Annotated in this window: 22 protein-coding genes and 1 riboswitch; of the genes, 8 read left to right on the top strand and 14 right to left on the bottom strand. The window is 30.6% G+C overall.

From position 1 onward, the window contains the following. Positions 1 to 49: 49 nt before the first annotated feature. Together ACREV6_RS12185 and ACREV6_RS12180 are read right to left on the bottom strand one after the other, a co-directional pair. Positions 50 to 1,735, bottom strand: a complete 1,686-nt coding sequence (locus ACREV6_RS12185; protein WP_431578301.1) for a hypothetical protein — start codon at positions 1,733 to 1,735, stop codon at positions 50 to 52. Between the two features lie 99 nt (positions 1,736 to 1,834). Beyond that, positions 1,835 to 3,523: a PAS domain S-box protein gene (locus ACREV6_RS12180; RefSeq protein ID WP_431578300.1), complete on the bottom strand. Its 1,689-nt coding sequence runs from the start codon at positions 3,521 to 3,523 to the stop codon at positions 1,835 to 1,837. A 583-nt stretch (positions 3,524 to 4,106) separates the two neighbouring features. Here ACREV6_RS12180 and ACREV6_RS12175 point away from each other — a divergent pair. Further along, a complete protein-coding gene (locus ACREV6_RS12175; RefSeq protein WP_431578299.1) occupies positions 4,107 to 5,321 on the top strand; it encodes an alanyl-tRNA editing protein in 1,215 nt (404 codons plus the stop codon). Positions 5,322 to 5,404: 83 nt separating this feature from the next. Here ACREV6_RS12175 and ACREV6_RS12170 read toward each other — a convergent pair whose 3' ends face one another. From ACREV6_RS12170 to ACREV6_RS12140, 7 genes are all read right to left on the bottom strand, one after another. After that, on the bottom strand, positions 5,405 to 6,778 hold the full coding sequence (locus ACREV6_RS12170; protein ID WP_431578298.1) for a C40 family peptidase: 1,374 nt from the start codon (positions 6,776 to 6,778) through the stop codon (positions 5,405 to 5,407). A 170-nt stretch (positions 6,779 to 6,948) separates the two neighbouring features. Then, complete coding sequence (thiE, locus tag ACREV6_RS12165; RefSeq protein ID WP_431578297.1) at positions 6,949 to 7,575, bottom strand: thiamine phosphate synthase; 627 nt, start codon at positions 7,573 to 7,575, stop codon at positions 6,949 to 6,951. Further along, a complete protein-coding gene (thiM, locus tag ACREV6_RS12160; RefSeq protein WP_431578296.1) occupies positions 7,565 to 8,401 on the bottom strand; it encodes a hydroxyethylthiazole kinase in 837 nt (278 codons plus the stop codon). Before thiM ends, thiE begins: the two co-directional genes overlap by 11 nt. Next, the gene (gene cytX / locus ACREV6_RS12155; RefSeq protein ID WP_431578295.1) at positions 8,377 to 9,594 is read right to left on the bottom strand and encodes a putative hydroxymethylpyrimidine transporter CytX; all 1,218 of its coding nucleotides are present in this window, start codon (positions 9,592 to 9,594) and stop codon (positions 8,377 to 8,379) included. Before cytX ends, thiM begins: the two co-directional genes overlap by 25 nt. Next, positions 9,587 to 10,411: a bifunctional hydroxymethylpyrimidine kinase/phosphomethylpyrimidine kinase gene (thiD, locus tag ACREV6_RS12150; RefSeq protein ID WP_431578294.1), complete on the bottom strand. Its 825-nt coding sequence runs from the start codon at positions 10,409 to 10,411 to the stop codon at positions 9,587 to 9,589. The genes cytX and thiD overlap by 8 nt, the downstream gene beginning before the upstream one ends. A 129-nt stretch (positions 10,412 to 10,540) precedes the next feature. After that, positions 10,541 to 10,652: riboswitch (TPP riboswitch) on the bottom strand. Between the two features lie 234 nt (positions 10,653 to 10,886). Continuing rightward, positions 10,887 to 11,039 (bottom strand): hypothetical protein, encoded by a 153-nt coding sequence (locus ACREV6_RS12145; protein WP_431578293.1) that lies wholly within the window; start codon positions 11,037 to 11,039, stop codon positions 10,887 to 10,889. Positions 11,040 to 11,229: 190 nt separating this feature from the next. Further along, positions 11,230 to 11,505 carry a hypothetical protein gene (locus tag ACREV6_RS12140; protein ID WP_431578292.1) on the bottom strand — a complete coding sequence of 92 codons (276 nt, stop codon included), beginning with the start codon at positions 11,503 to 11,505 and terminating at the stop codon, positions 11,230 to 11,232. 488 nt (positions 11,506 to 11,993) lie between these two features. Between ACREV6_RS12140 and ACREV6_RS12135 the strand changes: the two genes are divergently transcribed. After that, positions 11,994 to 12,413: a hypothetical protein gene (locus ACREV6_RS12135; protein ID WP_431578291.1), complete on the top strand. Its 420-nt coding sequence runs from the start codon at positions 11,994 to 11,996 to the stop codon at positions 12,411 to 12,413. 131 nt (positions 12,414 to 12,544) lie between these two features. After that, positions 12,545 to 12,772 carry a hypothetical protein gene (locus tag ACREV6_RS12130; protein ID WP_431578290.1) on the top strand — a complete coding sequence of 76 codons (228 nt, stop codon included), beginning with the start codon at positions 12,545 to 12,547 and terminating at the stop codon, positions 12,770 to 12,772. On the opposite strand, the gene glpK is transcribed toward ACREV6_RS12130, so the two are convergent. The 4 genes from glpK to ACREV6_RS12110 all read right to left on the bottom strand — a co-directional run bounded on the left by glpK (position 12,744) and on the right by ACREV6_RS12110 (position 19,348). Next, positions 12,744 to 14,234, bottom strand: a complete 1,491-nt coding sequence (gene glpK / locus ACREV6_RS12125) for a glycerol kinase GlpK (RefSeq protein ID WP_431578289.1) — start codon at positions 14,232 to 14,234, stop codon at positions 12,744 to 12,746. The genes ACREV6_RS12130 and glpK overlap by 29 nt on opposite strands. 218 nt (positions 14,235 to 14,452) lie before the next feature. Next, complete coding sequence (locus ACREV6_RS12120; protein WP_431578288.1) at positions 14,453 to 15,511, bottom strand: GerMN domain-containing protein; 1,059 nt, start codon at positions 15,509 to 15,511, stop codon at positions 14,453 to 14,455. An 888-nt stretch (positions 15,512 to 16,399) separates the two neighbouring features. Then, on the bottom strand, positions 16,400 to 18,469 hold the full coding sequence (locus ACREV6_RS12115) for a methyl-accepting chemotaxis protein (protein ID WP_431578287.1): 2,070 nt from the start codon (positions 18,467 to 18,469) through the stop codon (positions 16,400 to 16,402). A 273-nt stretch (positions 18,470 to 18,742) separates the two neighbouring features. Further along, positions 18,743 to 19,348 (bottom strand): 50S ribosomal protein L25, encoded by a 606-nt coding sequence (locus tag ACREV6_RS12110; RefSeq protein WP_431578286.1) that lies wholly within the window; start codon positions 19,346 to 19,348, stop codon positions 18,743 to 18,745. 326 nt (positions 19,349 to 19,674) lie between these two features. Between ACREV6_RS12110 and ACREV6_RS12105 the strand changes: the two genes are divergently transcribed. Further along, positions 19,675 to 20,778, top strand: a complete 1,104-nt coding sequence (locus ACREV6_RS12105; protein WP_431578285.1) for an AI-2E family transporter — start codon at positions 19,675 to 19,677, stop codon at positions 20,776 to 20,778. A 54-nt stretch (positions 20,779 to 20,832) separates the two neighbouring features. Here ACREV6_RS12105 and ACREV6_RS12100 read toward each other — a convergent pair whose 3' ends face one another. Next, positions 20,833 to 21,120, bottom strand: a complete 288-nt coding sequence (locus ACREV6_RS12100) for a hypothetical protein (protein WP_431578284.1) — start codon at positions 21,118 to 21,120, stop codon at positions 20,833 to 20,835. Between the two features lie 552 nt (positions 21,121 to 21,672). Here ACREV6_RS12100 and ACREV6_RS12095 point away from each other — a divergent pair. From ACREV6_RS12095 to ACREV6_RS12080, 4 genes are read left to right on the top strand one after another with little or no spacing between them, the layout of a single operon-like run. Next, a complete protein-coding gene (locus ACREV6_RS12095) occupies positions 21,673 to 22,233 on the top strand; it encodes an RNA polymerase sigma factor (protein WP_431578283.1) in 561 nt (186 codons plus the stop codon). Beyond that, positions 22,220 to 22,627 (top strand): hypothetical protein, encoded by a 408-nt coding sequence (locus tag ACREV6_RS12090; protein ID WP_431578282.1) that lies wholly within the window; start codon positions 22,220 to 22,222, stop codon positions 22,625 to 22,627. Before ACREV6_RS12095 ends, ACREV6_RS12090 begins: the two co-directional genes overlap by 14 nt. Beyond that, on the top strand, positions 22,617 to 24,887 hold the full coding sequence (locus tag ACREV6_RS12085) for a tetratricopeptide repeat protein (protein ID WP_431578281.1): 2,271 nt from the start codon (positions 22,617 to 22,619) through the stop codon (positions 24,885 to 24,887). The genes ACREV6_RS12090 and ACREV6_RS12085 overlap by 11 nt, the downstream gene beginning before the upstream one ends. After that, positions 24,877 to 25,644 (top strand): DUF1287 domain-containing protein, encoded by a 768-nt coding sequence (locus ACREV6_RS12080; RefSeq protein ID WP_431578280.1) that lies wholly within the window; start codon positions 24,877 to 24,879, stop codon positions 25,642 to 25,644. The genes ACREV6_RS12085 and ACREV6_RS12080 overlap by 11 nt, the downstream gene beginning before the upstream one ends. Positions 25,645 to 25,649 lie beyond the last annotated feature (5 nt).

The following is a 25,649-nucleotide window of genomic DNA, read 5'->3' as shown; positions in this document are numbered from 1 at the left end:
GAAGTTTATTTTTTTCAAGTTTGCCACTTGCAACGTGGATGACACCTTTTTATTTAAGATTGCTATTTTTAAAGCCAACAGTGGAAACCACATTATTATCTTTAATATCAAGATATTTTATTTCCACTTCATCATTTTCATTGGTTAACACTATATCAATTCCTGCAGATTTAGTAACCATGAATATAGTATTGTTACCTACTAGTTTTACGTAGAAAATAGTATTTCCCCCCTCTGTTACAGGGTTTTTTCTTAAAACTTTGCCACGTGCCGTCTTCTCCTGCGCCTTTATGCTATTGGCATTTTTACTTGAAGCGTCTTTTGTCTTACCATAAGATATAGCATTCTTGAAGCTTTCTATTGCTGCCTCTTTAGATTCTTCAAGTACTACATAACTATTTTTAGCAGCTACAATTCCTATTTTGACTAGTGCCCCATCATTTTTGTTAACTACAGGCACAACCCAAGCCTCCGAACCAAAAATATTATAAAATAGTGGTTGAACTGGAGCCCAATTAGCTTTATTTGCACCAAGAGCTTTATCCACTGCATTCATAGCACCTTTCCCATTTATATACCCTGGCGTTTTATAATAAATCATTTTTCCACTTCTCATATCCATTAGGGAATATCCTGTCATAGTAGTAGAATCATTAGATGTATTAGTGTGATCTGTAAACCACTTCATTCTACCATCAGTATCAATTACTCCTGTTACTTCTTTAGAGTTAACCACAAGCCCCTGAACCTGTGTTTCCCCTTGCCAAGCTGTAGGTACATGAACACCTTTTTTAGCTATAATTTTGTTTAATAATCCACTTTTATAAGTACCAAAGTATTCATTATATAATTCACAGACATCCGAAGGATGAACCTCATCAACCCACGCCGGTACTTTATCTACACTATAATCTACAACTTTACCATCTTTAAAAGAATAAAGCAGAACACCATCAATTACAGGAAACTTTCTTCCGAATTTATAATGACCATAACTACCTACATAGTGTGGATTATTAGCATCATCAAGCTCTACATTAGCCTGAAAAAGTATTGATGATGGTTTTTGCTGTCTTAAATACCTTTTTAAATCTTTTCCTAGCAAAAGTGATTCTGCTATTTTTGATGGTACACTAATTACTTTTGCTTCTTCAGGCTTTTCTGCGGAAACATATATTGCTCCAGGAATTTCACTATTTGTAAGTGCTCTAAAAATTCCATCCACCTCTATAGGTGCAACATAGCAAGCTCCTTCCTTCGTCATAGTAACCCCTAGTTGACCTATGCTATAAATACTTGGGTTTGGAAGAGTTCCAAGCATTTTTTGCATTTCATAATAGGCAGTCTCTGGTGATATAACTATTATGTGGCTTGCATCCGCTTTTGATATACCCTCACTACTTTCCTTTACTGGCACTGCCTTCGCAAGCGTGCTAGCTCCCGCAGTAATAAAGGGATACAAATTATATCCAATACTCAAAAAGAACAAGATACACATTGCACCTGCAAATTTGCCTTTCTTCTTGCCCTTTGACCCCATTAATATACTCATCTGAAAAATAGCTGGCACCCAAAGCGTTGCTATGATAAAGTAAATACTTCTATCAACGCATACTACATAAAATAAAAGCCAACTAAAAATAAGACCCATTATTCCTCTTGCAATCTGCTCACTTACATGTTCCTTTTTTATGCTTGGCTTTAGAAATAGTAGTATCATTATAATATAATACATAGAAATCCCCCCAAATTATCTTTTTATATATTATATATCAATATTGCAGCTTATACCAATATTTTTGTCTAATAACCATATTGTTCCAATACCCTAATTCTAAAAATATATATCAGAAAACTCAATGTTGATTTTCTCAATATTACTATTGTCATTGAAATTGCTATTTACATACACTGCTTCACTATCCGGTAACTGTTTTATAGGAAGTTCAAAGCTAAATTCGCTTCCTACATTAATTTCGCTTTTCAAAAAAATTCTCCCGCTGTGCATTTCCACTAAAGCCTTAACTAAGGATAATCCTATGCCACTACCTTCTTTATTTCTAGTCAAGGATTTGTCAACTTGAATAAATCTTTCAAAAATTAATTTTTGCTTTTCTTTAGGTATTCCGATACCTGTATCCTTAACAGATATAACCACATTATCATTTCCATCAAAGATATTTACTGAAATATTCCCTCCTGGGTTTGTAAATTTTATTGCATTTGAAATGAGATTTAAAATTATCCTTTCTATTTTATCCTTATCGCAAGCTATTATTTTTTCTTCCATTTGTGTATCAAATAAAAGTGATATCTCCTTATTTTCAACATATTCAGCTACAGACAAGGTTATTTCTTCTACAACACTAACAATATTGCAATTACTTAAATGAATTTCAAAATACCCTGCATCTATTTTTGTTACATCTATTAAGTTATTAATCAATCTTACTAATCTATAACAATTCTGTTTCATAGTTTTTAAATATCCCCTACTTTTTTTCTCATTTTCATTAAATAGTTCTTTGAATTTTAGATCCATAAGCTGGAGGGTCCCTAAAATAACATTGATTGGTGTTCTTAATTCATGAGATATATTCGCAAAAAAATCCGTTCTAAATCTATCGTATTCTATTGCTTGATTCAAAAACCGTGTCTTTTCCTCATTTTCTTTTATAGCTTCTTCAGCTTCAATACGCTTAGTAATGTCTCTTGATGATAAAATTAATCCAACAACTTTATTATTATCGTCTAACATTGTGCTAAATGAAACATCTACCCAAACAATACGTTTATCTACATGTATACTTCTAAATTGAAGTTTTAGATTTATATTTGTGCTAATTAATTTTTCAATTCCCTTTTCTACATTATTTTTATCATCTATATGAATAAAATCAAAAAAGTTCTTTCCAATTACATTTTCTACTCCATATCCAAGAATATCATTTTTAGCAGGTGTAACATATTTAATTGTTCCATCTACATCTATCTTTGCAATCATATCCGAGATATTTTCAGTTATCTCTCTTAATAGTGCTTCATTCTCTCTTAGATTTCTCTCCATCTTTTTTCTTTTATTAATATTCCGTACAACTACTAAAATTGAAGATTTACCTCCATACTTAAAAAGAGATGTTCCAATTTCTACATCTATAACTGTACCATCATTAGAAATAAATTTTTCTTCAATAAATGGTGCAATAATTCCGCCTTCATATAATGTATTTATTCTACTGGTAACAATATCAATATAATTAGTATGAATAAAATCCATAATATTTCTCCCAATTATATCTTTAGTACTTAATAATCTTTCAGTTGCCGGATTGGCTAAGACTATTTTACCATCACAATGAACAAATATAGGATCAGGAGATAATTCAAATAATCTTTTATAAACCTGCTCGCTTTCCATTAATTCATTTTCTCTTAATTCACTTTTATCTATCTGAATTTTAGCTTCTAGTATACTTCCCCCTACCATTTCTTGTAATAAGTTAACACTAATATCTTCACTCATGTTAATCCCCCTTTAAAAATCCACTGTGCACTATAGAACTTATGCTTAAATTAAATCATCATCTGAAATGTCGTTAAAATGTTTTTAGAATATTTTTAAACTACTATATTCTACAAAATATGGTATAAACCTCTTTTTTTATATTTTTTCATGCTTTATAATTTATAAACTAATTAATTACAAAATTAATAAAAAATATAAACTTCTTTTGCCGTCTCTTGTTTTATTAAATAGTCTACGGATACTCTAAATCCATTAATTAGAGTAACTAGAAGTCCAGTTTATATATTTATATTAATCCATATCTTTATCTACGTAATATTTTTATGATACAATATAGAATATACTCCTTATATATTGTTGGCTTATTCTGTATAGTTAACGCACTCCCACTTATAAGGTGGGAGGTTCTTCTGTAGTACCCTCTTAATGAGAAAAAAACATGTCACATACTATAACAACTAGTATTGCAAACACAATTAATTATAAAATCTTATAGCTTCATGTAGATTAGATCCAAATAATGTATTTTATGTCCGCATAATTAATCTGCAACATAGTTACTAAAAGGAGATGCTTAACTTTGGAAAAGTTGTATTATAAAAATCCATATCAAACAGAATTTACAGCTGAAGTAATAAATGTAATAGAAAAAGAAAAAGAGTATCATATTGAACTGGATAAAACCTGTTTTTACCCTGAAGGCGGTGGCCAGCCATGCGACACGGGAAATATAAATGGCGCCGCAGTAACCTATGTATATGAAAAAGACGAAAAAATATATCATGTAGTGGCAGTGAAACCACTAAAGATTCACAAGGTTAAATGTACTATAAACTTTGATAAACGTTACGACTATATGCAACAGCACCTAGGTCAGCATATCCTTTCTTCTTGTATTTCTGATTTATTTAATGCATCTACCATTGGTTTTCACCTTGGCATGGATTCTACAACAATTGATATTGATAAAATTATTACAGGTGATGAAATTAAAGCCTCCGAAATATTGTCTAATAAAATAGTTTTAGACAATATTTCGGTAGAGGTACTGTATCCAAGCAATTCTGAATTAAAAAAATTAACAGCTAAAAAAATCCCAGTAAAAGCTGGCGAAAAAATTAGAATAGTTAAGATAGGTGATATTGATGTAAACCCTTGCTGCGGTATACATCCTAGTTCAACTATTGAGGTACAATTAATTAAGGTTATAAAGTTTGAAAAATACAAGAATGGTATGAGAATTGAATTTTTATGTGGTTCAAGAGCAGTTTCTGATTATATTTCAAAACATGAGGCCATAGATAAAATGTCTAAACTTTTATCCTGCAATAGTTCTACTCTCTTATCCGAAGTAGATAGGCTCTCTGATGAACTTAATAAGGCCCTTAGCGAAAAAAGGGCATTAAAGGCAGTAGTTGCGCAGTATGAAGTTCAAAACATGTTAGAATTAGCTACAAAAATAGAAGACATTAAAGTGCTTAAATGTATTTATGATAACGGTGATTTAAAATACACTAATACCTTAGCAACAAAATTAGTATCCTCACCAAAGGTTATAGTTTTATTTGGAGTAAAATCTGCTGATAAGGCAAATCTTTTGTTTATGTGTTCAAAGGATTTGAATATGATTAGCATGAACGCCCTTCTTAAGGATGCCATAACACTTATAGATGGAAAAGGCGGTGGAAGTGACCTGTCTGCACAAGGTGGCGGCAAGAATAATAATAATTTAGATTCTGCGCTAGATTATGCCTTAAGCAAGGTTAAAGATCATATAATCAGTTCTAAAGTTTAAAGCATTTACTCAGAGATTTTCAATAACAAGTCAAAATGATAATGTATTTTGACTTGTTATTTATTTGAATATGCATATAATTATTATTCCACAAAAATAAAGTCTCTTGCTCCATATAACCCTTCAATATATGTTTTACCCTCCTCTGATAATCCAATACACAGTGGAGAAACCATTACCTCACGGACTCTATAATATTTTGTGCTTCCATCTTGCTGTGGTTTATAGAAACCGGAAAAATCATGGATAATATAATGTTTTCCCTCTTCTTTGCCCACATATAGCATCGCATGTCCACTCATATAAACTGGTGTTCCAGGTTTCAAATTATCCAGTAGATTTTGTCTATCTACAATAGTCATATCCTCTTTCATTTCACAAAAATCCCCAACTGCAAGTTCTCCCTGCTCCTCTGCATTTCTAGGAAGTTTTATGCCCATGGTTCTGTAAACATCCATTATTAAACTTGCACAATCTCTAGAATTAAACATTCCACCCCAACCATATCTTTCACCCAGGAATTTAAAGGTATGAACTAGGATGTTTACTCTAGTATAGGGTAAATATCCTTGTGAAACCTCTTCATTCCTTGCAATTAAAGCCAGTTTAAATTCTACATTACCACTATTATTTTTTGTTGGTAGTTTAACCACATAATTGCCTGTAGGATTTTGTCCATAAATATCTTCTTCTATTTCATTAATACTTACAAGCGGTATTCTAATACCCATATCCAATTGCACTTCTGATAATTGTTCATCTAATGGATTATAATTTGTAAATACCCTTTTGCCTGTAGTTACTATAAAGTCTTGTGTATTCAGATAATCAAAAAGCTCTTGTTTACTACAAATAGCCACATCTTTTTCAGGTATCCAAGCTAGATAGTTATAGATCTGTGCAAAATACCACTTATTATCTTTACTTTTATGTAGAATTACAAGTGGTTCAACAGGATAAACAGCAGTCTCTTGAAATCTGTCAAACTCATAGTTATCTCCAATATTAAATACTGTATCATAGGTTGGGAATGTTCTCATCACAGTCTTTGTAATGGTTACTCCATATTTAATAGTGTTTGTCTCCATTAATTGATCAATATTACAATACTCTATTAACTTATTATAGTATTCTGCTCTTACTAATTTTCCATCCTCATGGTATCTTTCAAATTCCGGATAGGAACTAACTGTATTTAGCTTGCCTATTATTTTTTCTTTGCTAAGTGATTCACTGTAATTTTCTAAGTCTACAATAGGTGCAACCGCTTTTATGCTCTTCTTGTTATATGCTTCAATGTCCTGAACATTCATAATGACTTTATGCATATCAAGAGATTTTATCCAGTTTTTTGCACAGGTCATTTCTTCCTTTAATCCTGGAATATTTGAAATGAAGAAATTATCTGCTTTTGGAGTCCATAGGTTCTGCGAGAATACATTTCCTTCAGTACTCATTATAAATATCATCCCCCTATTATAATCATAAAAACATTATAAAAAAACCCAATGTGATATTCATCATACTGGGCTAACTTCCTCTAATGTTTTTAGACTTCTTATATATATTATAATTTGTTTTTACAGATATTACAACGACTCTTTGGAATTTTCAGAATTTTTAACTTTTATGTTCTAAATAAATCCCCTAGTTTTTCTGCTGCTATTTTTACAGATTTTTTTGAAAGTATAGCTGAAACTACTGCTATTCCATCAATATTTGCTGGCTTTAATAATGCCACATTTTTCTCACTAATTCCACCTATAGCAACTACAGGTATAGAAATACCTTCTTTTATTTCTTTTAAGCAGGCTACAGAAACTGCACTTGCATCGTCTTTAGTAGTTGTAGGGAACATAGCTCCCACTCCTACATAATCTGCACCTTGTCTTTCTGCTTTTTTAGCTTCTTCAAGAGTTGAGGTGGAAACACCTATTATTTTATTATTGCCTAATAAACACCTTGCAATGTCTGCTGGCATATCACTTTGACCCAAGTGAACCCCTGCAGCATCTATTGCCTGGGCAATATCAAGTCTGTCATTAATTATTAGTGGAACTTTGTATTTATCTGTAATACACTTTATTTTTACTGCAATGTTATAAAATTCTAAAGTACCTACCTTCTTTTCTCTAATCTGGACTAATGTAACCCCGCCTTTTATGGCCTGCTCAACATCAGTATATATATCTGTATTTACGAGAACATCCCTATCTGTAACAAGATAAAGGCTATAATCTATATTATTCTTCATTTATTTTGCTCCTTTCTATTATTTCAATTTGAGATAAGTTATAAGTAGCATCTATTATTTTTACTTTTAAGGTTCCTGTGCCACCATTATTTTTATCTAAACCATCATAAGCTATTTCTCCTGCAATCCCCATAGAAACGATTCCAGATAAAGCTGCTAGAAGATTGCTATCTCCTGCTCCTAAATAACAACCAATAAGTGAAGTACACATACATCCCGTACCTGTTACCTTGGCCATTATTTTATGTCCATTTGATACGGTGTAAAGAGTTTCACCATCTGTTATTATATCTACCGCGCCAGTTATAGCTACCACGGTATTTAATTTACTTGCAAGTGCTCTTGCCATTTCTTTTTCCTCTGCAGGTTCATTCCCATTTTTAGGATCACTATCACAAGCATCCACACCTTTTGTTTTAGCTTCAATACCATATATTGTTTTTATTTCAGATAAATTCCCTCTAATAACTGCTAATTTCACTTCGCTAATGATTTTCTTAGCAGTATCTGTTCTATAAGCTGTTGCCCCTGCTCCAACAGGATCTAGGATAACGGGAATATTTAACTCATTTGCTCTTTTTCCTGCCTTAAGCATAGACTGTACACTTGTAGAGTTTAAGGTTCCTATATTTATAACAAGTGAAGAAGAAAGGGATACCATATCAGAAACTTCATTAATATCCTCCGCCATAACTGGTGACCCACCAATAGCTAGGGTAATATTAGCACAATCATTAACCGTAACATAATTTGTTATATGGTGCACCAAAGGATTTTTTTCTTTTACACTATTTAATAATTCTACGATTTTCTTATTAATTTCCATTTAGACGTCCACCTCCAACTTATTGCATATATAAATCCTGTAATAATCATAACTGGTACTGTAGCTCCCAGTAATAAATCTTTTTTTATAAAAACATAATAAAGTACTATTCCTATAATCCACACAATGATAGCTCCCCAATTGATAAGTACACTAGGTTTCAGCTTTGTATTTTTCTTTATTATAAAATAGTCAGTAATTAAAATTGCAAATAAGGGTGCAAATACTGACCCTATAGCATATAAAAAACTTTGATAATTTTCTATAGGAAGTATTATAGCCACTAAGGTACCAATAATAGCCATAACAATACCAACTTTTTTTTCACTGAGCTTTGGCATAATATTTAAAAAAGAAACTCCTGCTGAATACACATCTAAAAATGTAGTGGTTACTGTGGAAAGTACCACTATGCCTAGAGCAGTAATTCCTAAATTTGCAGCAAGCATAATAGCTGAAGGGTCTGAATTATTTGACACTATGGCAGCGCCTAGTCCTATTATAAACATCCATGAACTTCCTAAAAAATAACCTATAAAGCTTCCATAGGCTCCTCCCTTTTCGCTTTTTGCAAATCTAGTGTAGTCTGCAATTAAAGGTAGCCAAGAAAGAGGCATAATTATACTGAGTTCTAATGCTCCACCAAAGGATATCCCTGGACTACTCGCCTTTGCATACAATGTTTTATCCTTGAAAATAATTGTTCCGAGTACTAATGTAAGTATAAAAAGCAAAAATACGGCTGTAATATTTAATTTTTTCATACCTGCATTACCAAAACTAAGCCACAATATTGTAAGTATTCCAATAAGCACTATGCATACTAAAACATTATTAAAATTCCATAAACTTTGTGTTATTGTGTTTACCGAACTGGCTGCTACCTTTATCATAACTGCCGTCCAACCAATTAACTGAAGTATATTAAAAATTGAAAATATATATGTACCATATACTCCAAAAGAAATACCGGTAGAAGTTATGGCCGGCACTTTTTCCCTAGTACCAATTATACCTCCTAGCATCAATATTCCTGTGCCAATCAAGTGCCCTAGTAAAATTACTACTACCCCTATTTTAAATCCTAAGGGTGCAATGAATCCTCCCGTAAGAATTTCAGCAACAGAAACCGCAGCTCCAAACCATAAAAATAAAAAGGTCCAAAATCCTAGTTTTTCACTCTCCTTAATCATTTCCTATACCCGCTTTCTTATATAATTCATAAAAATGGTTAGTAGGTCCAACTCCATGTCCAATATCTAAGGAATGCTTTATAGCAGTAGTAATGTATTCTTTTGAATTTTTTATTGCGTCTTTCATACTAAAACCCAGTGCCAAATTTGCAGCTATAGCAGAAGACAGCGTACATCCCGTCCCATGAGTGTTTTTCGTAAGAATTCTTTCGGATTTGAACTGTGTAATTTCCTTCCCATCATAAAATACATCTATAGCATCTCCCTCCATATGGCCTCCCTTTAAAAGTACACTTTTACAGCCTAACTTGTATATTTCTTTTGCTGCCCTTTCCATATCTTCCACTGTTTCAATGCTTGTAATCGCTGAATGGACTTCGCGAAGAATTTCCTCAGCTTCTGGAACATTAGGGGTTATAAGTGATGCTAATGGAATTAATTTATTAATTAGTTCCGTTTTTGACTCTGGTTTTAATAGTGAATAACCGCTTTTTGAAATCATTACAGGATCCAGTACTATGTTTTTGGGCTTATATTGTTGCAATTTTTCACTTATGGCATCAATAGTTGAAATCACAGACACCATACCAATTTTAACTGCATCTACAGTTATATCTGTAAAAATCGCATCAATTTGAGCAACAATAATTTCTTTATCCAAATCTTGCACTGCAAAAACTCCCATGGTATTCTGTGCCGTTATTGCTGTAATAACACTCATTCCATAAACCCCATTTGCACTAAAACTCTTTAAATCTGCTTGCACTCCTGCTCCTCCACAACTGTCAGAACCGGCTATAGTTAAAACTTTTTTCATTTAATTTCCTCCTAAAATAATTACTTTTTGATTTACCTAGTGTAGTACTATTTTTGTATAAACCAAAAAACACAAATCCATAGGATTTGTGTTTAAATTACCATGCTATATAAAAATATATACATATATAATACACCATTAAACAACTTCCTACGCTGGCATTATCCAGTTCAGGTTATTAGGGTCAAAGAATTACAGTTCTTGATCTCAGTTGGCTTATCCAACTCCCCTGTGCTCGATTATTCACTTTTATAAACTGTGACATATGAGATAAAACAACTAATCTTAAGTCTAGTTATTTTGTTTCATGGCCTAATAGTAACATAACAAATTATTATACACAATATAAACATGTTTATATTGTGTATAATAATTTAAATATAATCATCCCAACACATTTATTATAAATATAATAAATAATATAATTAAAACTAATTAAAATTTATAAATAATTTTTGACGAATCTACATAATGACTACACTTCATTAGAACCTCTATTTATAAGTTTATACTTCCATCCTCCACTTTCTGATATTGGTCCACTAAATTCTAAGAATGGTATAGAAGAGGCTACAGCTCCAATACTTATAACTGATGTAACTATGACGATTATAATAGTATAATCCATTTAAAATCAACTTCTCTTATCTTTTATAAAATTCTTCTCTAAAAAAAGACAATTCCCTTTATTTGTCGAATGATTTATATGATCACATTTCCCTAGTTTGCCACAACTAAAAACGCCACAAACTTTTATTGTTTGTGACGCTTAATTAGAACATAGTGAAGATTTCTTGTAGCTTAAAAATAAGTTTAAATTATTTTGGTGATCTAGTAGTAGTTTCTCTTGTATACGAATCTCCACACTCACAATCATATGTTGTTAACCAATGATTTATATCATATTCTGTTCCACCATTAGAAGTATATAAAAACTCCTGAGTATGATAACGGTAATGATGGTTGTCACTCCAAACGGTACAGGGGCGTCCACCTGGCCCTGCACTAGCTTTAATAGTACCAAGATTACAAGTTAAAATCACGCCTAACATTAACATTGATATAATTGAAATTGATTTCTTGAATTTTTTCATTTCAAATCCTCCCCGAATAATTTTTTTAATAATAAAATTTATATGCGTGCAAAGACACCTTTAACCTCACTTTCTAAAGGAGATATGTAATGAAAATACATTACTACATTCAGCTTATACTTATTTATTAGAAGCGATTTCGTAATTTTATTTTTCATTTATATTCCCTTCAAAATTTTGATAAAATGTTTGTATAGTTATATTCTACATTAAATGTAATATTCCTCCTAAAATAAAAAATTTTACATATAACTGCATATATATTTTTACCCCTTTATTTTCCTAAATCGCAGCAAAAAAAAACGTTAATATGGAAAAAGAAACCTCCCTAATGTTAATATTTTTTCGCATAAGCTATATGTAATTAAAATAAAATTTTTAATTACATATAGCTTAATTTTACCATCTATATTTTATAAAAAAACGGTTAAACTATATAATGCATTGGATACTCCAGTGTAATTTATAGATACGAAGGGAGAATGTTTATGAATAACGATAATAATACCTTAGAGGAAACAAAAAAATTAAATGCTCAATCAGCTGCTAATAAGGGGAATGGCAATGTTTCAAATCCTGGTATGAATAGTATGGGTAATATGAGTATTAGCACTAATGAGGCTACCTTAGCAGAAGTAAAAAATTCAAATGCTCAATCAGCTGCTAATAAAGGTAATGCCAATGCTTCAAATTCTGGTATGAATAGTATGGGTAATATGAGTATTAGCACTAATGATGCTACTTTAGCAGAAGTAAAAAATTCAAATGCTCAATCAGCTGCTAATAAAGGTAATACCAATGCCTCTAATTCTGCTATGAATAATATGGCTAATATGAGTATTAGTACTAATGAGGCTACTTTAGCAGAAATAAAAAAATCAAATGCTCAATCAGCTGCTAATAAATAAAAATAAGGCAGGATTATCCTGCCTTATTTTTATTTAAAAATCCAGCTCAATTGCTAAATTTTAAAACACTATTGCATTCTATGTAAAATCATCATATTATATAATAAATAAAAGATGAAAGGATGATTTAAATGAAAAAGTCTAAAAAGCAATTAATTCAAGGTATGTCCTTCACAATTGACATGAACAAACTGAATTTAAATAGAAGAAAATTTAAAACCAGTGAAATTGGAAGAGGCACAGGAATTCAAAAAATCAAAAAAGGAAAAGGTTCTTATACCCGCAAGAATGTCAAAGTAGATGACAGTTCTTGTGGGTATTTTTTATTACCTATTCAAGCTTTATACCAGATCTCTTAACAGCTATATGCCATCCATGAAGTAATTCTTTTCTTTTTTCCTCTGTCATAGATGGTTTAAAACTTCTTGATATTGCCCAATGCTTTGATACTTCTTCTCTGCTCTTCCAATATCCTACTGCAAGGCCTGCAAGATAAGCCGCGCCTAGCGCCGTAGTTTCTGTAACTACTGGTCTGTCTACTTGAACGTTTAAAATATCAGATTGAAATTGCATTAAGAAATTATTTGAGCAAGCTCCTCCATCTACTTTAAGTTCTGTAAGTGTAATTCCAGAATCTTCTTGCATTGCTTTTAAAACATCATGCGTTTGGTAAGCAAGAGCTTCGAGAGTCGCTCTTATCAAATGTTCTTTCTTCGCTCCTCTTGTAAGACCTACGATTGTTCCCCTTGCATAAGGATCCCAATAGGGTGCTCCAAGTCCGACAAAAGCAGGAACCACATATACTCCATTTGTGTCTTCTACTGCATTTGCATATTCTTCACAATCAGCAGCATTGTCAATCATACGAAGCTCGTCTCTCAACCATTGTATAGCAGCTCCAGCTATAAATACACTACCCTCCAGTGCATACTCAACCTTTCCATCTATTCCCCAAGCAATAGTAGTAAGTAATCCTTGTGTGGATTCAATTGCCTTTTCTCCTGTATTCATAAGCATGAAACATCCTGTACCATATGTATTTTTAGCCGTTCCTGGTGAATAGCAAGTTTGTCCAAACAAGGCTGCTTGTTGGTCTCCAGCCGCCCCAGCAATGGGAATTTCTCCTCCAAACAAAGAAGTATCTGTGTATCCGTAAACACAACTTGAAGGTTTAACCTCTGGTAGCATTGATTTTGGTATATTCAATGTCTCTAAAATTTCTTCATCCCATGTAAGTTCATGAATATTGAAAAGTAATGTTCTTGAAGCATTAGAATAGTCCGTTACATAGGTTTTTCCTTTTGTTAAATTCCAAATTAACCATGTATCTATATTACCAAACAATAAATTGCCTGCTTCTGCCTTTTCTCTAGCGCCTTCTACGTTGTCTAATATCCATTTTATTTTTGTACCAGAAAAATAAGCATCTAAAATCAATCCAGTTTTAGCCCTAATTACTTTATCAAAGCCTTTTTGCGTTAATTCATCACAAGTTTCGGCTGTTCTTCTGCATTGCCATACAATTGCATTATATACTGGAACTCCCGTTCGCCTGTCCCAAACCACAGTGGTTTCTCTTTGATTTGTAATTCCTATTGCAGCTATATCAGACGCCTTAGCATTAACTTTAGCCATCGCTTCTGTTGCAACACTAATTTGACTGGACCATATTTCCATTGGATCATGTTCTACCCAAGCTGCTTTCGGGAAAATCTGAGTAAATTCCTTTTGTGCGGAGGTTACAATAAGCCCCTTTTTATCGAATAGAATGCATCTTGAACTTGTTGTCCCTTGATCTAGGGCCATTATATATTTAGCCATTGTGAAAAACTCCTTTTTTAAATTAGTCATATTAATCGTTTACAATTTAATACATTAAAAAAGCCACATCAAAATAAAGCTTAACACTTTATAATAACGCGGCTCATATTCTTTGCCATTTATTATTTATTAATAATATTAGTATAACTGATTATTAGTTTTTTTGCAATGTAAATGGTTTCCTTTAGCTATTGTTGTTATGAACATTGCTATATCCTTCATTTTAATTCCACAATATCTTTGTAATCCACTGTAAATGACTCACCTTTTTTCATTATAATATGCCCTGATGAATAAGGACTATCTTCTACCGTTATATAAACTTTATCTGCACCGTAATATGCACCAAGTGTATTAGTAATACACTTTAAAATCATACTTTCATAGCCGGTTCCTGCATTCATTTCACTAACCAATTCCTTTGTAAAATCCACATAAACCGTATTATCCTTATTTAAATAAAGACTTTTTATTTTAACATTAGGGCCAAGCACCTTACTGAAATCCCCTTTAGGTAAATCTTTAAAAGCACTTTCAAAAATGATTTTTGTTAGATCGTTAGTTTTAAAAGAAAGCTTCTTATTTACAAAATATAGCTTATCTTCAATTCCATTTGGATAATAAAATTTTACTGTTTGAGTTAATGCTTTGTCTTTTGCTATTTTGCTTAAAGAAGAGGTAACCTCGTCACCATTTGAAATAAATACTGTTTTAACTAAACCAACATTTGGTGCATAATAGTCTAAGTTCTTACCTTTTTTATTTTCTGTAGTAACCTCAAGTGTTTTATATTTACCCAAAGGCGTGGTTACGTAAACATCCACATTTGAGATATATCGTCTTCTATTGTCAGAGACTGTCCAAGTGGTTCCTTTAATTAGTGGTTCTTTTAACAAGATTTCTTCCTTACTACTAGGACTTTGGGTTAAATTCTCTCTATAATAACATTCAGATCTAGATAGAAGCATAGTCAACTTTCCATCTTTATTTTCAAGCACCTTAACAGTTTCTGTACCGCCATTATTAGTTTTTAATTGAACACGGGTTTGGGTTAAATAATCTACAAAAACATTATAAGAGGCATATTCATTCCCTTTACCCTCATATACATATTCTGAATTTTCACTATAGGAAAAATAGTCCTTAATAGTAGATAGCGACTTAGTCACAATTGGAACTGTCTTTTCTTCAATAGGCACAGAAGCCTTCTTATCTGCGCAACTGCTTAGAAATACAAGTGAAAAAATCAAACTAGTAATTATCAGAAGTTTTTTCATTTTTTTAGCTCCTCTAATACTTATTTTAATCTTAGTATACATCTTTTAAACTTATATTCCAATATCACTTTATATATGAATTTTTCACCACATTAGTTCAATCTAAATTATTACCCCCAGTTATACAACCACAACGCTTGCAAATGCCGCTATAAATGCGCAAAAAAATAGAAGCTAATTTCCCATATATTAATCCCGATGGGCTTAGCTTCTATTTCCTAATAAATTCTTCTTTCAATAATTCTCTCCTAACTAATTTCCCGCTCATAAATAATGTTTCTAATATTGTTGATATTAAACTCTTAAGGTTTAATTTGGTACGGGTAACTTTAAATTATTTTTTATTAATATTTAGCAATGGATTAAAGTATCTTTTTTAGGCCTAATCGATATTTTTTCCACTACCTATGAATTAAGTTGCTTGTCTATGCTGATTCAGCAGTTTTTGAATAATTTTTCTAACTATACAAATCAGTTTAAATTCTTTTTTTTGGTGCAACCACCCCACTTTCTATTATAATAAATGGTTTTTTAATATTATTAATTTTTGGGCCACACCCTTTCTTTTTTAAGATTTTTTTGTTGTTTTTTTAATATTTTACCTTACACTCTGAATTGAAAGCTTTCTTCTTTGTGTAACTTTAGTATACTTCCCTTGCCGAACTTTGTCAATAGCTATTACTAATTAACATTATGAATAATTAATGAATTATTCTGACAATTATTAGGCTTAGCATGGTTACAGCTGTTATAATAATACTTGTCTTACCTTCAGTATAGGCAAAAGGAGTTATAGCTTATATTAAAAGTTATTATTTCAAAAAAGTTAAAAACGCACTTAAATAAATTCAAGTGCGTTAATCTATTGAAATTAATGATTGTTTTATTTTATATTGTAAATTTACCAACTATTTTATCTAATACAACTGCTAATTCTTTTAATTCTTCTACAGTTTCTGATACATTTTTAATTGCAGCTTCTTGCTCTTCCATGGTTGCTGCAACTTCCTCCGTAGACGCTGCAGCTTGCTCCGTTATTGCAGATATCCCTTGAATAGCGTCAACTATATCATCTTTTCCGCTATCTACCGTATTCATACTAGACGCAATGCACTGTATTTTTGATTTAATATTATATATCCCTTCTCCGATAACCTCAAAAGCTTTTATGGATGTTATCATTACACTACTTGCTTGTTTAACAGTATTTTTAGCTTCATCCATATTGTTTTTCCCTAAACTTATTTCACCTTGAATTTGCTTTACTATTTCATCTATTTCTTGTGTAGATGTAGCTGTTTTTTCTGCAAGTTTTCTAATTTCCTCTGCTACCACTGCAAAGCCTTTCCCACTCTCACCTGCTCTTGCTGCTTCAATTGCAGCATTTAAAGCTAATAGATTTGTCTGACTTGCAATAGATTGAATGGTACTTATAATTTCCCCTATTAAGCTTGATTTATTTGATAATTCATCTATATTATCAGCAACTTTTTCAGTAGCATGTACATTTAGATCGAGTTTTACATTAAGTTCCTTAATCGCTTTACTGCCCTTATCTTGCATTTCTTCCATTTCTATTGAATATTCTTTAAGACTATTACTACTTACCACAACTTCTTCTATCTCACCTGCAAGTATACTCAATTTATATGAACCATCTTGTGCCTCTCTCGCCTGTTCAACCGATCCCTTAGATAATTCTTCAACAGTTTGCGCGACAACAGTAATCGAAACTGATGTTTCCTCCGCATTAGCAGAAATAGTATTTGAATATTGTAATAAACCAGCAGAATCCTTCTTTAATTCTTCAACAACCTTTATTAATTCTTCCCTGAGTTCAATTAAACCCTTTCCCATAACACCTATTTCATCTTTGCTTAAGAGCATCTGGTTAATATTCTTATCATTATAAGTTAAGTCTAGCTTAGCTAATTTCCTTATAAATTTTGTTGCAACTTCTATTGGTCTAGATATTCTTCTACCAATAACTAATGCAATAATTATTGAACCAATTATTCCTAGCGCTATAATTAAAATAATAATATATATTAAATTATTTAAATTTTTCAACACTTCTGAGCTAGGAACTTTAACACCCATAATTTGACCGTTATTTAAAGTGTAGTAACCCATCATCTGGGTGCGTCCTTCAAACTCTGTCTCTAAAACCATTGATTTTTTATTTTTTAATTCATCAGTAATAAATTTATATTTCCCATTTTCTAATGTATCTAATTTATCAGTATTTTTTTTGCTACTACCAACTATAAAACTATAATCCTTATCTAGCAAAAATGCAGAACCAGTATCATATATCTTTGTGCTTAAAATCATCTTTTTTAGACTTTCAAAAGAAATATCCATACCTGCAACTCCAACTAATTCATTATTAGCATAAACTGGCATAGTATAGGATACCATATTTATTTTACTATCTTTGTCTATGTAAGGATTTAACCACATCCCTATCTTACTACTAATTATAGCTGCATTACCTTCTTCAAATCGGCCTACTTTTAACATGTCATTAGTCACTGCGCTTTGTTTTTTTCCTTCGTCATATGAGTAATTCACACAGTAAGATTTACTACTACCAGTAAATTTAGGATTAAAAATCATATATAACCCTATAAGACCATTATTACTATCACCTAAATTCTTCATTAGTGAACCTAGCTGTTTTTCATATGCACTTATATATTTGGGGTCTTTAACCTTAGAAACTTCTATTGTCCCTAAAACTAGTCCAGATAACTCCTTTACTGTATTTTCAACCTTCGTAGTCTGTATTGTATATTCATTTCCTCTACTAGAAGCTATATTTTTTAATTTATCTGTGGCTTCTTGCTTAATTATACTTGTGGATTTTAAAATACTTGTAATTCCCACCAATGCCGATACTAAAATTGAACAGCTCACTATAGCAATAATTATTTTAGTGCTAATCTTCTTTCTCAAAAAAATCTCCTCCTTAATGTAATTGTAAAATATTATTTCAATTTTCTTGAATAAAATACAATACCAAATTATATTATCGACTAATTCCCCTAATTGTTTATAGGCATAATGGATTTTCATATTATTTTTAGATAATATTGTATATAAAATTAGCTTTTCTCTGATTGTTTTATCATAAATCAACAAAAAAAAATAAGAATGTTGACGAAAACTCAGTTCTCATCAACATTCTTATATATCATATGTTATATTTATTAGATAGTTCTTATTTTCTTAAGCTTCAACTACAGGTTCAGCAACAACTACAGGTTCATCAGTAGTTTCTTCTTCAACTTGTTCTTTTCTTGCTATTACAGCTGCATAAATTTGATCTTCTTCATCAGTAATTTTTACTTTTGCATCTAAATCAAAGTCTTTTATTGTAATTGTATCTCCAAGTTTTTTATCTGCTACATCAATACTTACTCCATCAGGCATTAAAGCCATGTTTCCAAAAACATCTATTTCAGATTTATGAATCTGTAACTGAAGTAGATTATCTATAAGATTAGCTTCACCCTTGAATGATATAGGTAATTGTAACTTTATTTCATGATCTAAAGAAACAATTTGTACATCTATGTGGTTAATTTTTGCTGATACAGGATGTCTTTGAATTGCTTTTATAAATCCAAATTTCTTATCCTCTCCGTATTTAACCCATACTTTCGCATTAGAACCATGTTTTCCAAGAATCTTTTTTAGTGGCATTAATTCAAATTTTACAGATATTGCTTCCTTGATGTTATCACCATAAATTACGCCTGCAATAAAACCGTCTTCATTAAATTTTTTATTTCCTGGAATTCTTTCAAATGCATCTAAAATAACTTTTTCCATAATAATACACTCCTCTTGGCTTATAAAGCCTTTCTTTGGCTTATAAAGCCTTTTGCTTATTCTTTTGCATACATATGTTACCGATAATAATTTTCATATTATATTATTTTATTTTTATAATCAAATAAAAAAACCAGCGTCATTACTCAAAAGGTAACATTAGTAATTAAAACATATTTACATTATAGCACATAATCGCAAAGAGAAGTTATTCAATATTTTATCACTTTGGTAAATTTTTTTATTTTTTTTGTTAATAAAACGCTTCAATTACTTTTTACAAACTGCTATACTTATATTTATAGATATTGATTGGAGGAATTACATTGATTCGGTATAAAAAAATACCTTATATACAGCTTATCCCTATTATTATAATTACTTTTCTTCTTTTTAGAATAATAAGTAACATTGAAAATATAGGTTCAATGTTTCAAAAAATCATTTCACTACTTAGTTATTTTATTTGGGGTTTCGTTATAGCTTATTTACTTAATCCACTTATGGTATACATTGAAAAAGAAACTAAAATAAAAAGAATTTATAGCATAAGCATAATTTATACAATATTTATAGGTATAATATTATTAATAATATTATTGGTTGCTCCTAATGTTGTTAAAAGTGTTGTTGATTTATTTAATAATATTCCTCAATTAGCAGATAAGTCAATTAAAGGGTCTACTGATTTCATAGTTGGAAATAAACTATTAAACAAACTCAATCTTACACCTTACTTGAAAAACTACCTTGCTACTTTTAATAAAGATATATCAACATATTTCGCCCCAGGTTTACAGCTTTTAATTGATAACTTAAAGGGTTTAAGTTCTTTCTTTATGAAATTAATGTCTGGAATAGTAATTTCAGTTTACTATTTAATTGATAAAGAATCCATTATTTTTAATATTAAAAAGCTCATTTATTCTTTTTTAAATGAAGCCCATTCTATTAAAGTAGTTAATTTCGGAAAAATAGCTAATACTATTTTCAAAAAATATTTTGTTGGAAAAATAATTGACTCTATTATTTTTGGTTGTATAACTTTTATAGGATTTATGATATTAAAAATACCTTATGCGTTGCCTTTTAGTTTAGTAATAGCAGTAACAAATATGATTCCTTATTTTGGAAACATTATAGGAATGATACCCGCTGTAACAATAACAATATTTTTTAGTCCAATAAAGTCTTTAGAGCTAGTATTATTTATTGTAACCTTAAGTAATATCGATGGATGGTTTATATCTCCAAAAATTATTGGAGATAAGGTAGGTCTCAGTCCACTACTTATAATACTAGGAATTGTTCTCGGAGGAGGGCTTTTCGGCATTACAGGGATGTTACTTGGAGTTCCCACTATAGCTTTAATAAATATCTTATTGACAGATTTTATGGATAAAAGAACTGAGAACAAACAAATTCTATAACTATGTCTTTCATTGAAAAAAAGTACGAATAAAAACATTTCGTACTTTTTTTGCCTACTCTTCTATATAAGTAATATTACCATCAAAAATATAAGTCAAAGAAGTTTTTGTACCTTCTAGCGCATACATCATTTTTTCAATTACAACTTGCTCTTCCTTATTAGTAGTTATTGAAAGTTTCCCTTCTTCACTAACTTCAGACTTTAACCCAAATTCATATATAAAATCATTTATGAGCCTTATCCACTCAGCTGTGTCATTAGACCCTAAGCTTTGATTTTTCGCGAAATTTTTTAGTGTTTTGTCTAATTGTTTTTTTGAATACATCAATATATTTCCCATTATTTTGCCTCCTAATTCTAGCCTCATTAAAGTATACCACAAAAATTCAACTCACACCAAAATTTATAGCTACTGCAAATGGTATATGTTTACATATTATAAAAACGTCCTTGTAATTTTATAAATTACAAGGGCGTTCTTATTTAGCACTTACATAGCATCTATCCCAACATTTTCTTTCTTAAATCATCAATGTCAATGTCCTTGACTTTACTCATAATATGCCCTCCTTATTATTGTGCATAAAATATTTTACTATAGCACTGAAAATAAATGGTTGTCCATAAAACATGCAAACTATAAACAATGCTATCTAATTATATGTATTCCTTAATTCAACATCCTATGTTAGTTCTAACTATCTTATCTCGCAAAATTAAATACACCGCTAGAAGTCTATTGTTTTTATAGTCACTTTACAAAGGATTTATTAAATAGCCAGAGTTATTTAAAACCTATGGAAACAAATTTTATTTTTTTATGAAATTTTTGCAACTTTTTACTTTAAATAACTGTCTATATTACTGTAAAGCGATAATAAGGAGGAGGACAATGGAGATTAAATATATTGACGAGAAATCCTTAATCCAAGGGCTTAAAAATAAAAAAGCTTCAGCTTTTGAGGCTTTGCTTAATATATATGGAGATAAGATTTTAAGAGTATGTTATTTAATATTAAAAGATATAGATTTAGCAGAAGATGTTACTCAAGAAGTGTTTATTTTAGTTTATAGACATGGTGCCAATTTTAAAGAGAAGAGTTCCTTATATACCTGGATAAATAAAATAGCAATTAACAAATGTAGAGATATACTTAAAAAAAATAATAAATATATCTCTTTTGAAGATTATGGTGAAATAGAGGCAGACAGTAATATAGAAAATGAGGTTCTAAATATTGTTAAAAGCAACAAAATTAAGGAATGCATCTTTCTCTTGAAACCGATGTATAGAGAGGTTGTAACCTTATACTACTATCAAGAGTTGTCAATAAAACAAATTTGTGAAATTCTAAGTGAAAATGATAATACAGTCAAAAGTAGATTAATAAGAGCAAGAAAACTGTTGAAGGATATATTAATAAAGGAGGATCTATCTTATGAAGAGATTTAAGAATAAACACGAGGATATATATATAGATATATTCAACAAAAATGATATGGATTACTTATTACAGCATGGACTTCAGGAGGAAATGTTTGATGTAAAAATGTCTGCTACTCTTAGGGAAATCATAATGAAAAGTACAATTAAACAACCGAAAAGCTTATATGAGAAATTTTATATGTTTCTAAATAGAACACTAGAAATCCCAGTTTCTTATGTTTGTACAGTTTGCTTTGTTATATTTTTTTGCTCCACACTATCAACATTTATAGTAACAGATAATATGAAAACGGATAAGAAGCTCCAAGGATATACTAATATTCGAGTTATGAATATTAGTGGAAGTAGTGTAATTTTACCAAAGGATATCAGCGAGGTGATACAATATTATGAAAATTAAGATAAAAGTGAAATACTTGCTATTAACTGCTTTAATAGTAATTGCATCCTCTGCATATATTGTTCCTAAAGCCATATATACCAGAGCAAAAGAATTAGAGTCTGTTGATATGGACGCTTCAAAGGTTTTATATAAGCGTTATATAAGTATGGTTCCATTTTCTAATAAAAAAGCAGATGCAATGTTTAAAATTGCAAATGAAATTGCCCCACATTATGATATTTTAGGCATGTATGAGTTAACACAGTTTGGAAGTGGCTCTAGCGGTAAAATACTCACTTCTGAAATAGTTAATAATGCACTTGAATATTATGAAGAGATTTATAGAGATTATCCTGGTAACGTAACTTATATCAAATCTTATAAAAGACTTATAGATATTCATATTGCCTTAGGAGAACATGATAAAAGTAAGCAGCTCATAGAAAACGGATTAAAATCTACCAATAAGGAAATGAATTTTATAGCTCAAAAATATATGATGTACTATTTAATGCTTGAAAAAAAGTATGACGAAGCAATAGCTATGGGACAAAAGCTCATAAAGCAAAATGCTGAGTATTACATCGGTGATGTTTATACTATACTTTCAGATATTTATTCTTCTAAGATGAATTTTGAAAAGGCCATTGAGTATTATACAAAACAAAATACCGAAAGGAAAAATATTACAAATAGTCCCCTTAATAAGGCGAAAAATTATGGAGAGTTTACTGTTTATAATCTAGAGAGCAAAAATTTTGATAGCCAGAGCCAATTATATAGTCTTAATCGAATGAAGGATATATACAAAGGCAAAAGTAATATTCATGGTAAAGTTATGATAAATGCTAAGCCCCTAGCATATACTCAGATTTATTTGAGAGATAGTAGATTTATTGGTTTAAATACTTTTAGCAGTGGTGAAAAGGGATACCCCCTGTGGACGGATGACGGAGGTAATTACTCCATTTCTAATTTACCTAAGGGAGAATATAACATTGAATTAGATATTCCTTTAATATTATTATCTAAGAACAGAACCGTTTATCAGAATACTATTGGTATAAATAGAATTATAGAGCTATCTCAAAATGAAGATAAAGAATTGAATTTCAATTTCGTACCGCCTATAAATATAGAGCCAAAAGGAATAGTTGAGCCTCGAAGTCACAATATAAATATTAAGTGGGAAAAAGTTCAAGGAGCTGCATATTATTATGTAAATATAACAACTATGAATGACCCAATAAATTTAGTAGGAAGCAGTTTTACTGGTGCATTTAGTGAAAAAATAACTGATACACATTATACACTTGATATTGATGGCATAAATAAATATAATAAGAGCCTCACTACAAATGAAAATGGATTAGTAAATGTTCAAGCTTATTTAGGCATATTTGTAGCCGGCTTTAAAGTTCCATTTAGTGTTACTGCTTATGACAAGGAAAATAATATTATATCTAGCTCATCAGCTATTCAAGAAAAATATGAGAACTTGAACCTAATATCCAGTCCAAAGCGTAATCTACTAGAGGGCGATAAGCTTTTAATCCATAAAAAACCTGAAGAAGCCTTGAAAAGCTACGAAAAACAATTAACTAACAATCCTAATGATATTCGGGTTCTTAAGGTACTCACTAGAATGTACAAAATAGGAGTACGATGTGATACGAAAAACAGAGGAAAATATCTAGGTAAAGACATCTATAAAGCAATGGACCTGGCAAATAGATCTTATAAATTAACAGGAAATATTGAAGATGTGAAATATGTGTTAAATGGTATATACCGCGATTTTAATAACACCAAAGATTATGAATGGGCCATACAACAGATTTTAAAACTACCTAAAGAAGAAATTAAAAAAGAACAATATTCAGATTTAGGTGATATACATTTAAGGCTTAAAGACTTTAATAGTGCTAAAGAGTGTTTTAATAAGGCTAGATTCCTGGGCGCTGATTATTTGTATGATTATCCAATATTAGAACTCTATCTGGAAGATTTTGATGAATCATTAAAATTAGCTCAGAATATAAGTGGATTTTTGTACAATGGCAACAAGAGTAATTTTATTGGAGCTCTTAAAGAAATTAAAACTGTAGATAAGACTTCCCAAGATTATAAAGCTTTTAGAGAAATTTTAGGATGTGTTTTGAGCAAGGAGAAAGATTACAAGAAAAAATATAAAGAGAACAATTCTAAAATTAAAGATTTAACACTTAATAAAATGATGATTGAAATAGCAAAAGACTACACCTTAAATGAAGATTGAAGATAAAAGTAACTGTGACTTGGGAAATTTCACCAAGTCACAGTTACTTTTAGAAAGGAAAGGTGATAACATGAAGAAAAAAAAGATTTTCATTTTAATAATTACGTTTTTAATCCTAACTTCCTTGTATCTATTTATTCCATATAAGCAACTTATTAATGAATATATTTTCAACATTTTCAAACCCAAATTTCAAGTGTCCGAGAACTATTCAAAAGTAGATAACAACAAAAATGGAGTAGCAGATGTAATAGATATTGTTAATGGTGCTAATAATGAAGTTCGAAGTAAAACAAAATATATTAGTAATTATTATAGTGGTGGATACCCACCTGAAAATGAAGGAGTATGCACCGATGTGATTTGGAGAGGCTTTAAAATTGCTGGTGTTGATTTAAAAGAACTAATTGATAAAGACATAAAAAACAATACTAAACTTTATCCTAGAGTTGATGGAAAACCAGACCCTAATATTGACTTTAGAAGAGTACCTAATCAAGATGTTTTTTTTAGCAGATACTGCCTAAGCTTAATCACTGAAGTTAAATCTAGAAATGCTGAAAATTTAAAAGAGTGGCAACCTGGTGATATTGTGGTATTTACAAAAGGATATGAACACGTTGGTATTATTTCTGATAAGAGGGATAAAAATGGTATTCCCTATGTGATTCATAATACCAAGCCCCATGCTAGTACAAAAAAACTTTCTTGGTTTACCTCGCCTATACATGCACATTATAGATGGAAATTCAATTAACCAAA

It is taken from the genome of Clostridium sp. (genome assembly GCF_050717515.1).
Classification (GTDB): Bacteria; Bacillota; Clostridia; order Clostridiales; family Clostridiaceae; genus Clostridium_AD.
The sequence above is the reverse complement of the archived record's forward strand: the minus strand, read 5'-3'. Positions and strand labels throughout refer to the sequence as shown.

Bases quoted from the DNA above. Each gene is read 5' to 3' on its own strand.
- ACREV6_RS12185 (WP_431578301.1), bottom strand. From the start codon at position 1,735: ATGTATTATATTATAATGATACTACTATTTCTAAAGCCAAGCATAAAA.
- ACREV6_RS12180 (WP_431578300.1), bottom strand. From the start codon at position 3,523: ATGAGTGAAGATATTAGTGTTAACTTATTACAAGAAATGGTAGGGGGA.
- ACREV6_RS12170 (WP_431578298.1), bottom strand. From the start codon at position 6,778: ATGAGTACTGAAGGAAATGTATTCTCGCAGAACCTATGGACTCCAAAA.
- thiE (WP_431578297.1), bottom strand. From the start codon at position 7,575: ATGAAGAATAATATAGATTATAGCCTTTATCTTGTTACAGATAGGGAT.
- thiM (WP_431578296.1), bottom strand. From the start codon at position 8,401: ATGGAAATTAATAAGAAAATCGTAGAATTATTAAATAGTGTAAAAGAA.
- cytX (WP_431578295.1), bottom strand. From the start codon at position 9,594: ATGATTAAGGAGAGTGAAAAACTAGGATTTTGGACCTTTTTATTTTTA.
- thiD (WP_431578294.1), bottom strand. From the start codon at position 10,411: ATGAAAAAAGTTTTAACTATAGCCGGTTCTGACAGTTGTGGAGGAGCA.
- ACREV6_RS12145 (WP_431578293.1), bottom strand. From the start codon at position 11,039: ATGGATTATACTATTATAATCGTCATAGTTACATCAGTTATAAGTATT.
- ACREV6_RS12140 (WP_431578292.1), bottom strand. From the start codon at position 11,505: ATGAAAAAATTCAAGAAATCAATTTCAATTATATCAATGTTAATGTTA.
- ACREV6_RS12135 (WP_431578291.1), top strand. From the start codon at position 11,994: ATGAATAACGATAATAATACCTTAGAGGAAACAAAAAAATTAAATGCT.
- ACREV6_RS12130 (WP_431578290.1), top strand. From the start codon at position 12,545: ATGAAAAAGTCTAAAAAGCAATTAATTCAAGGTATGTCCTTCACAATT.
- glpK (WP_431578289.1), bottom strand. From the start codon at position 14,234: ATGGCTAAATATATAATGGCCCTAGATCAAGGGACAACAAGTTCAAGA.
- ACREV6_RS12120 (WP_431578288.1), bottom strand. From the start codon at position 15,511: ATGAAAAAACTTCTGATAATTACTAGTTTGATTTTTTCACTTGTATTT.
- ACREV6_RS12110 (WP_431578286.1), bottom strand. From the start codon at position 19,348: ATGGAAAAAGTTATTTTAGATGCATTTGAAAGAATTCCAGGAAATAAA.
- ACREV6_RS12100 (WP_431578284.1), bottom strand. From the start codon at position 21,120: ATGGGAAATATATTGATGTATTCAAAAAAACAATTAGACAAAACACTA.
- ACREV6_RS12095 (WP_431578283.1), top strand. From the start codon at position 21,673: ATGGAGATTAAATATATTGACGAGAAATCCTTAATCCAAGGGCTTAAA.
- ACREV6_RS12090 (WP_431578282.1), top strand. From the start codon at position 22,220: ATGAAGAGATTTAAGAATAAACACGAGGATATATATATAGATATATTC.
- ACREV6_RS12085 (WP_431578281.1), top strand. From the start codon at position 22,617: ATGAAAATTAAGATAAAAGTGAAATACTTGCTATTAACTGCTTTAATA.
- ACREV6_RS12080 (WP_431578280.1), top strand. From the start codon at position 24,877: ATGAAGATTGAAGATAAAAGTAACTGTGACTTGGGAAATTTCACCAAG.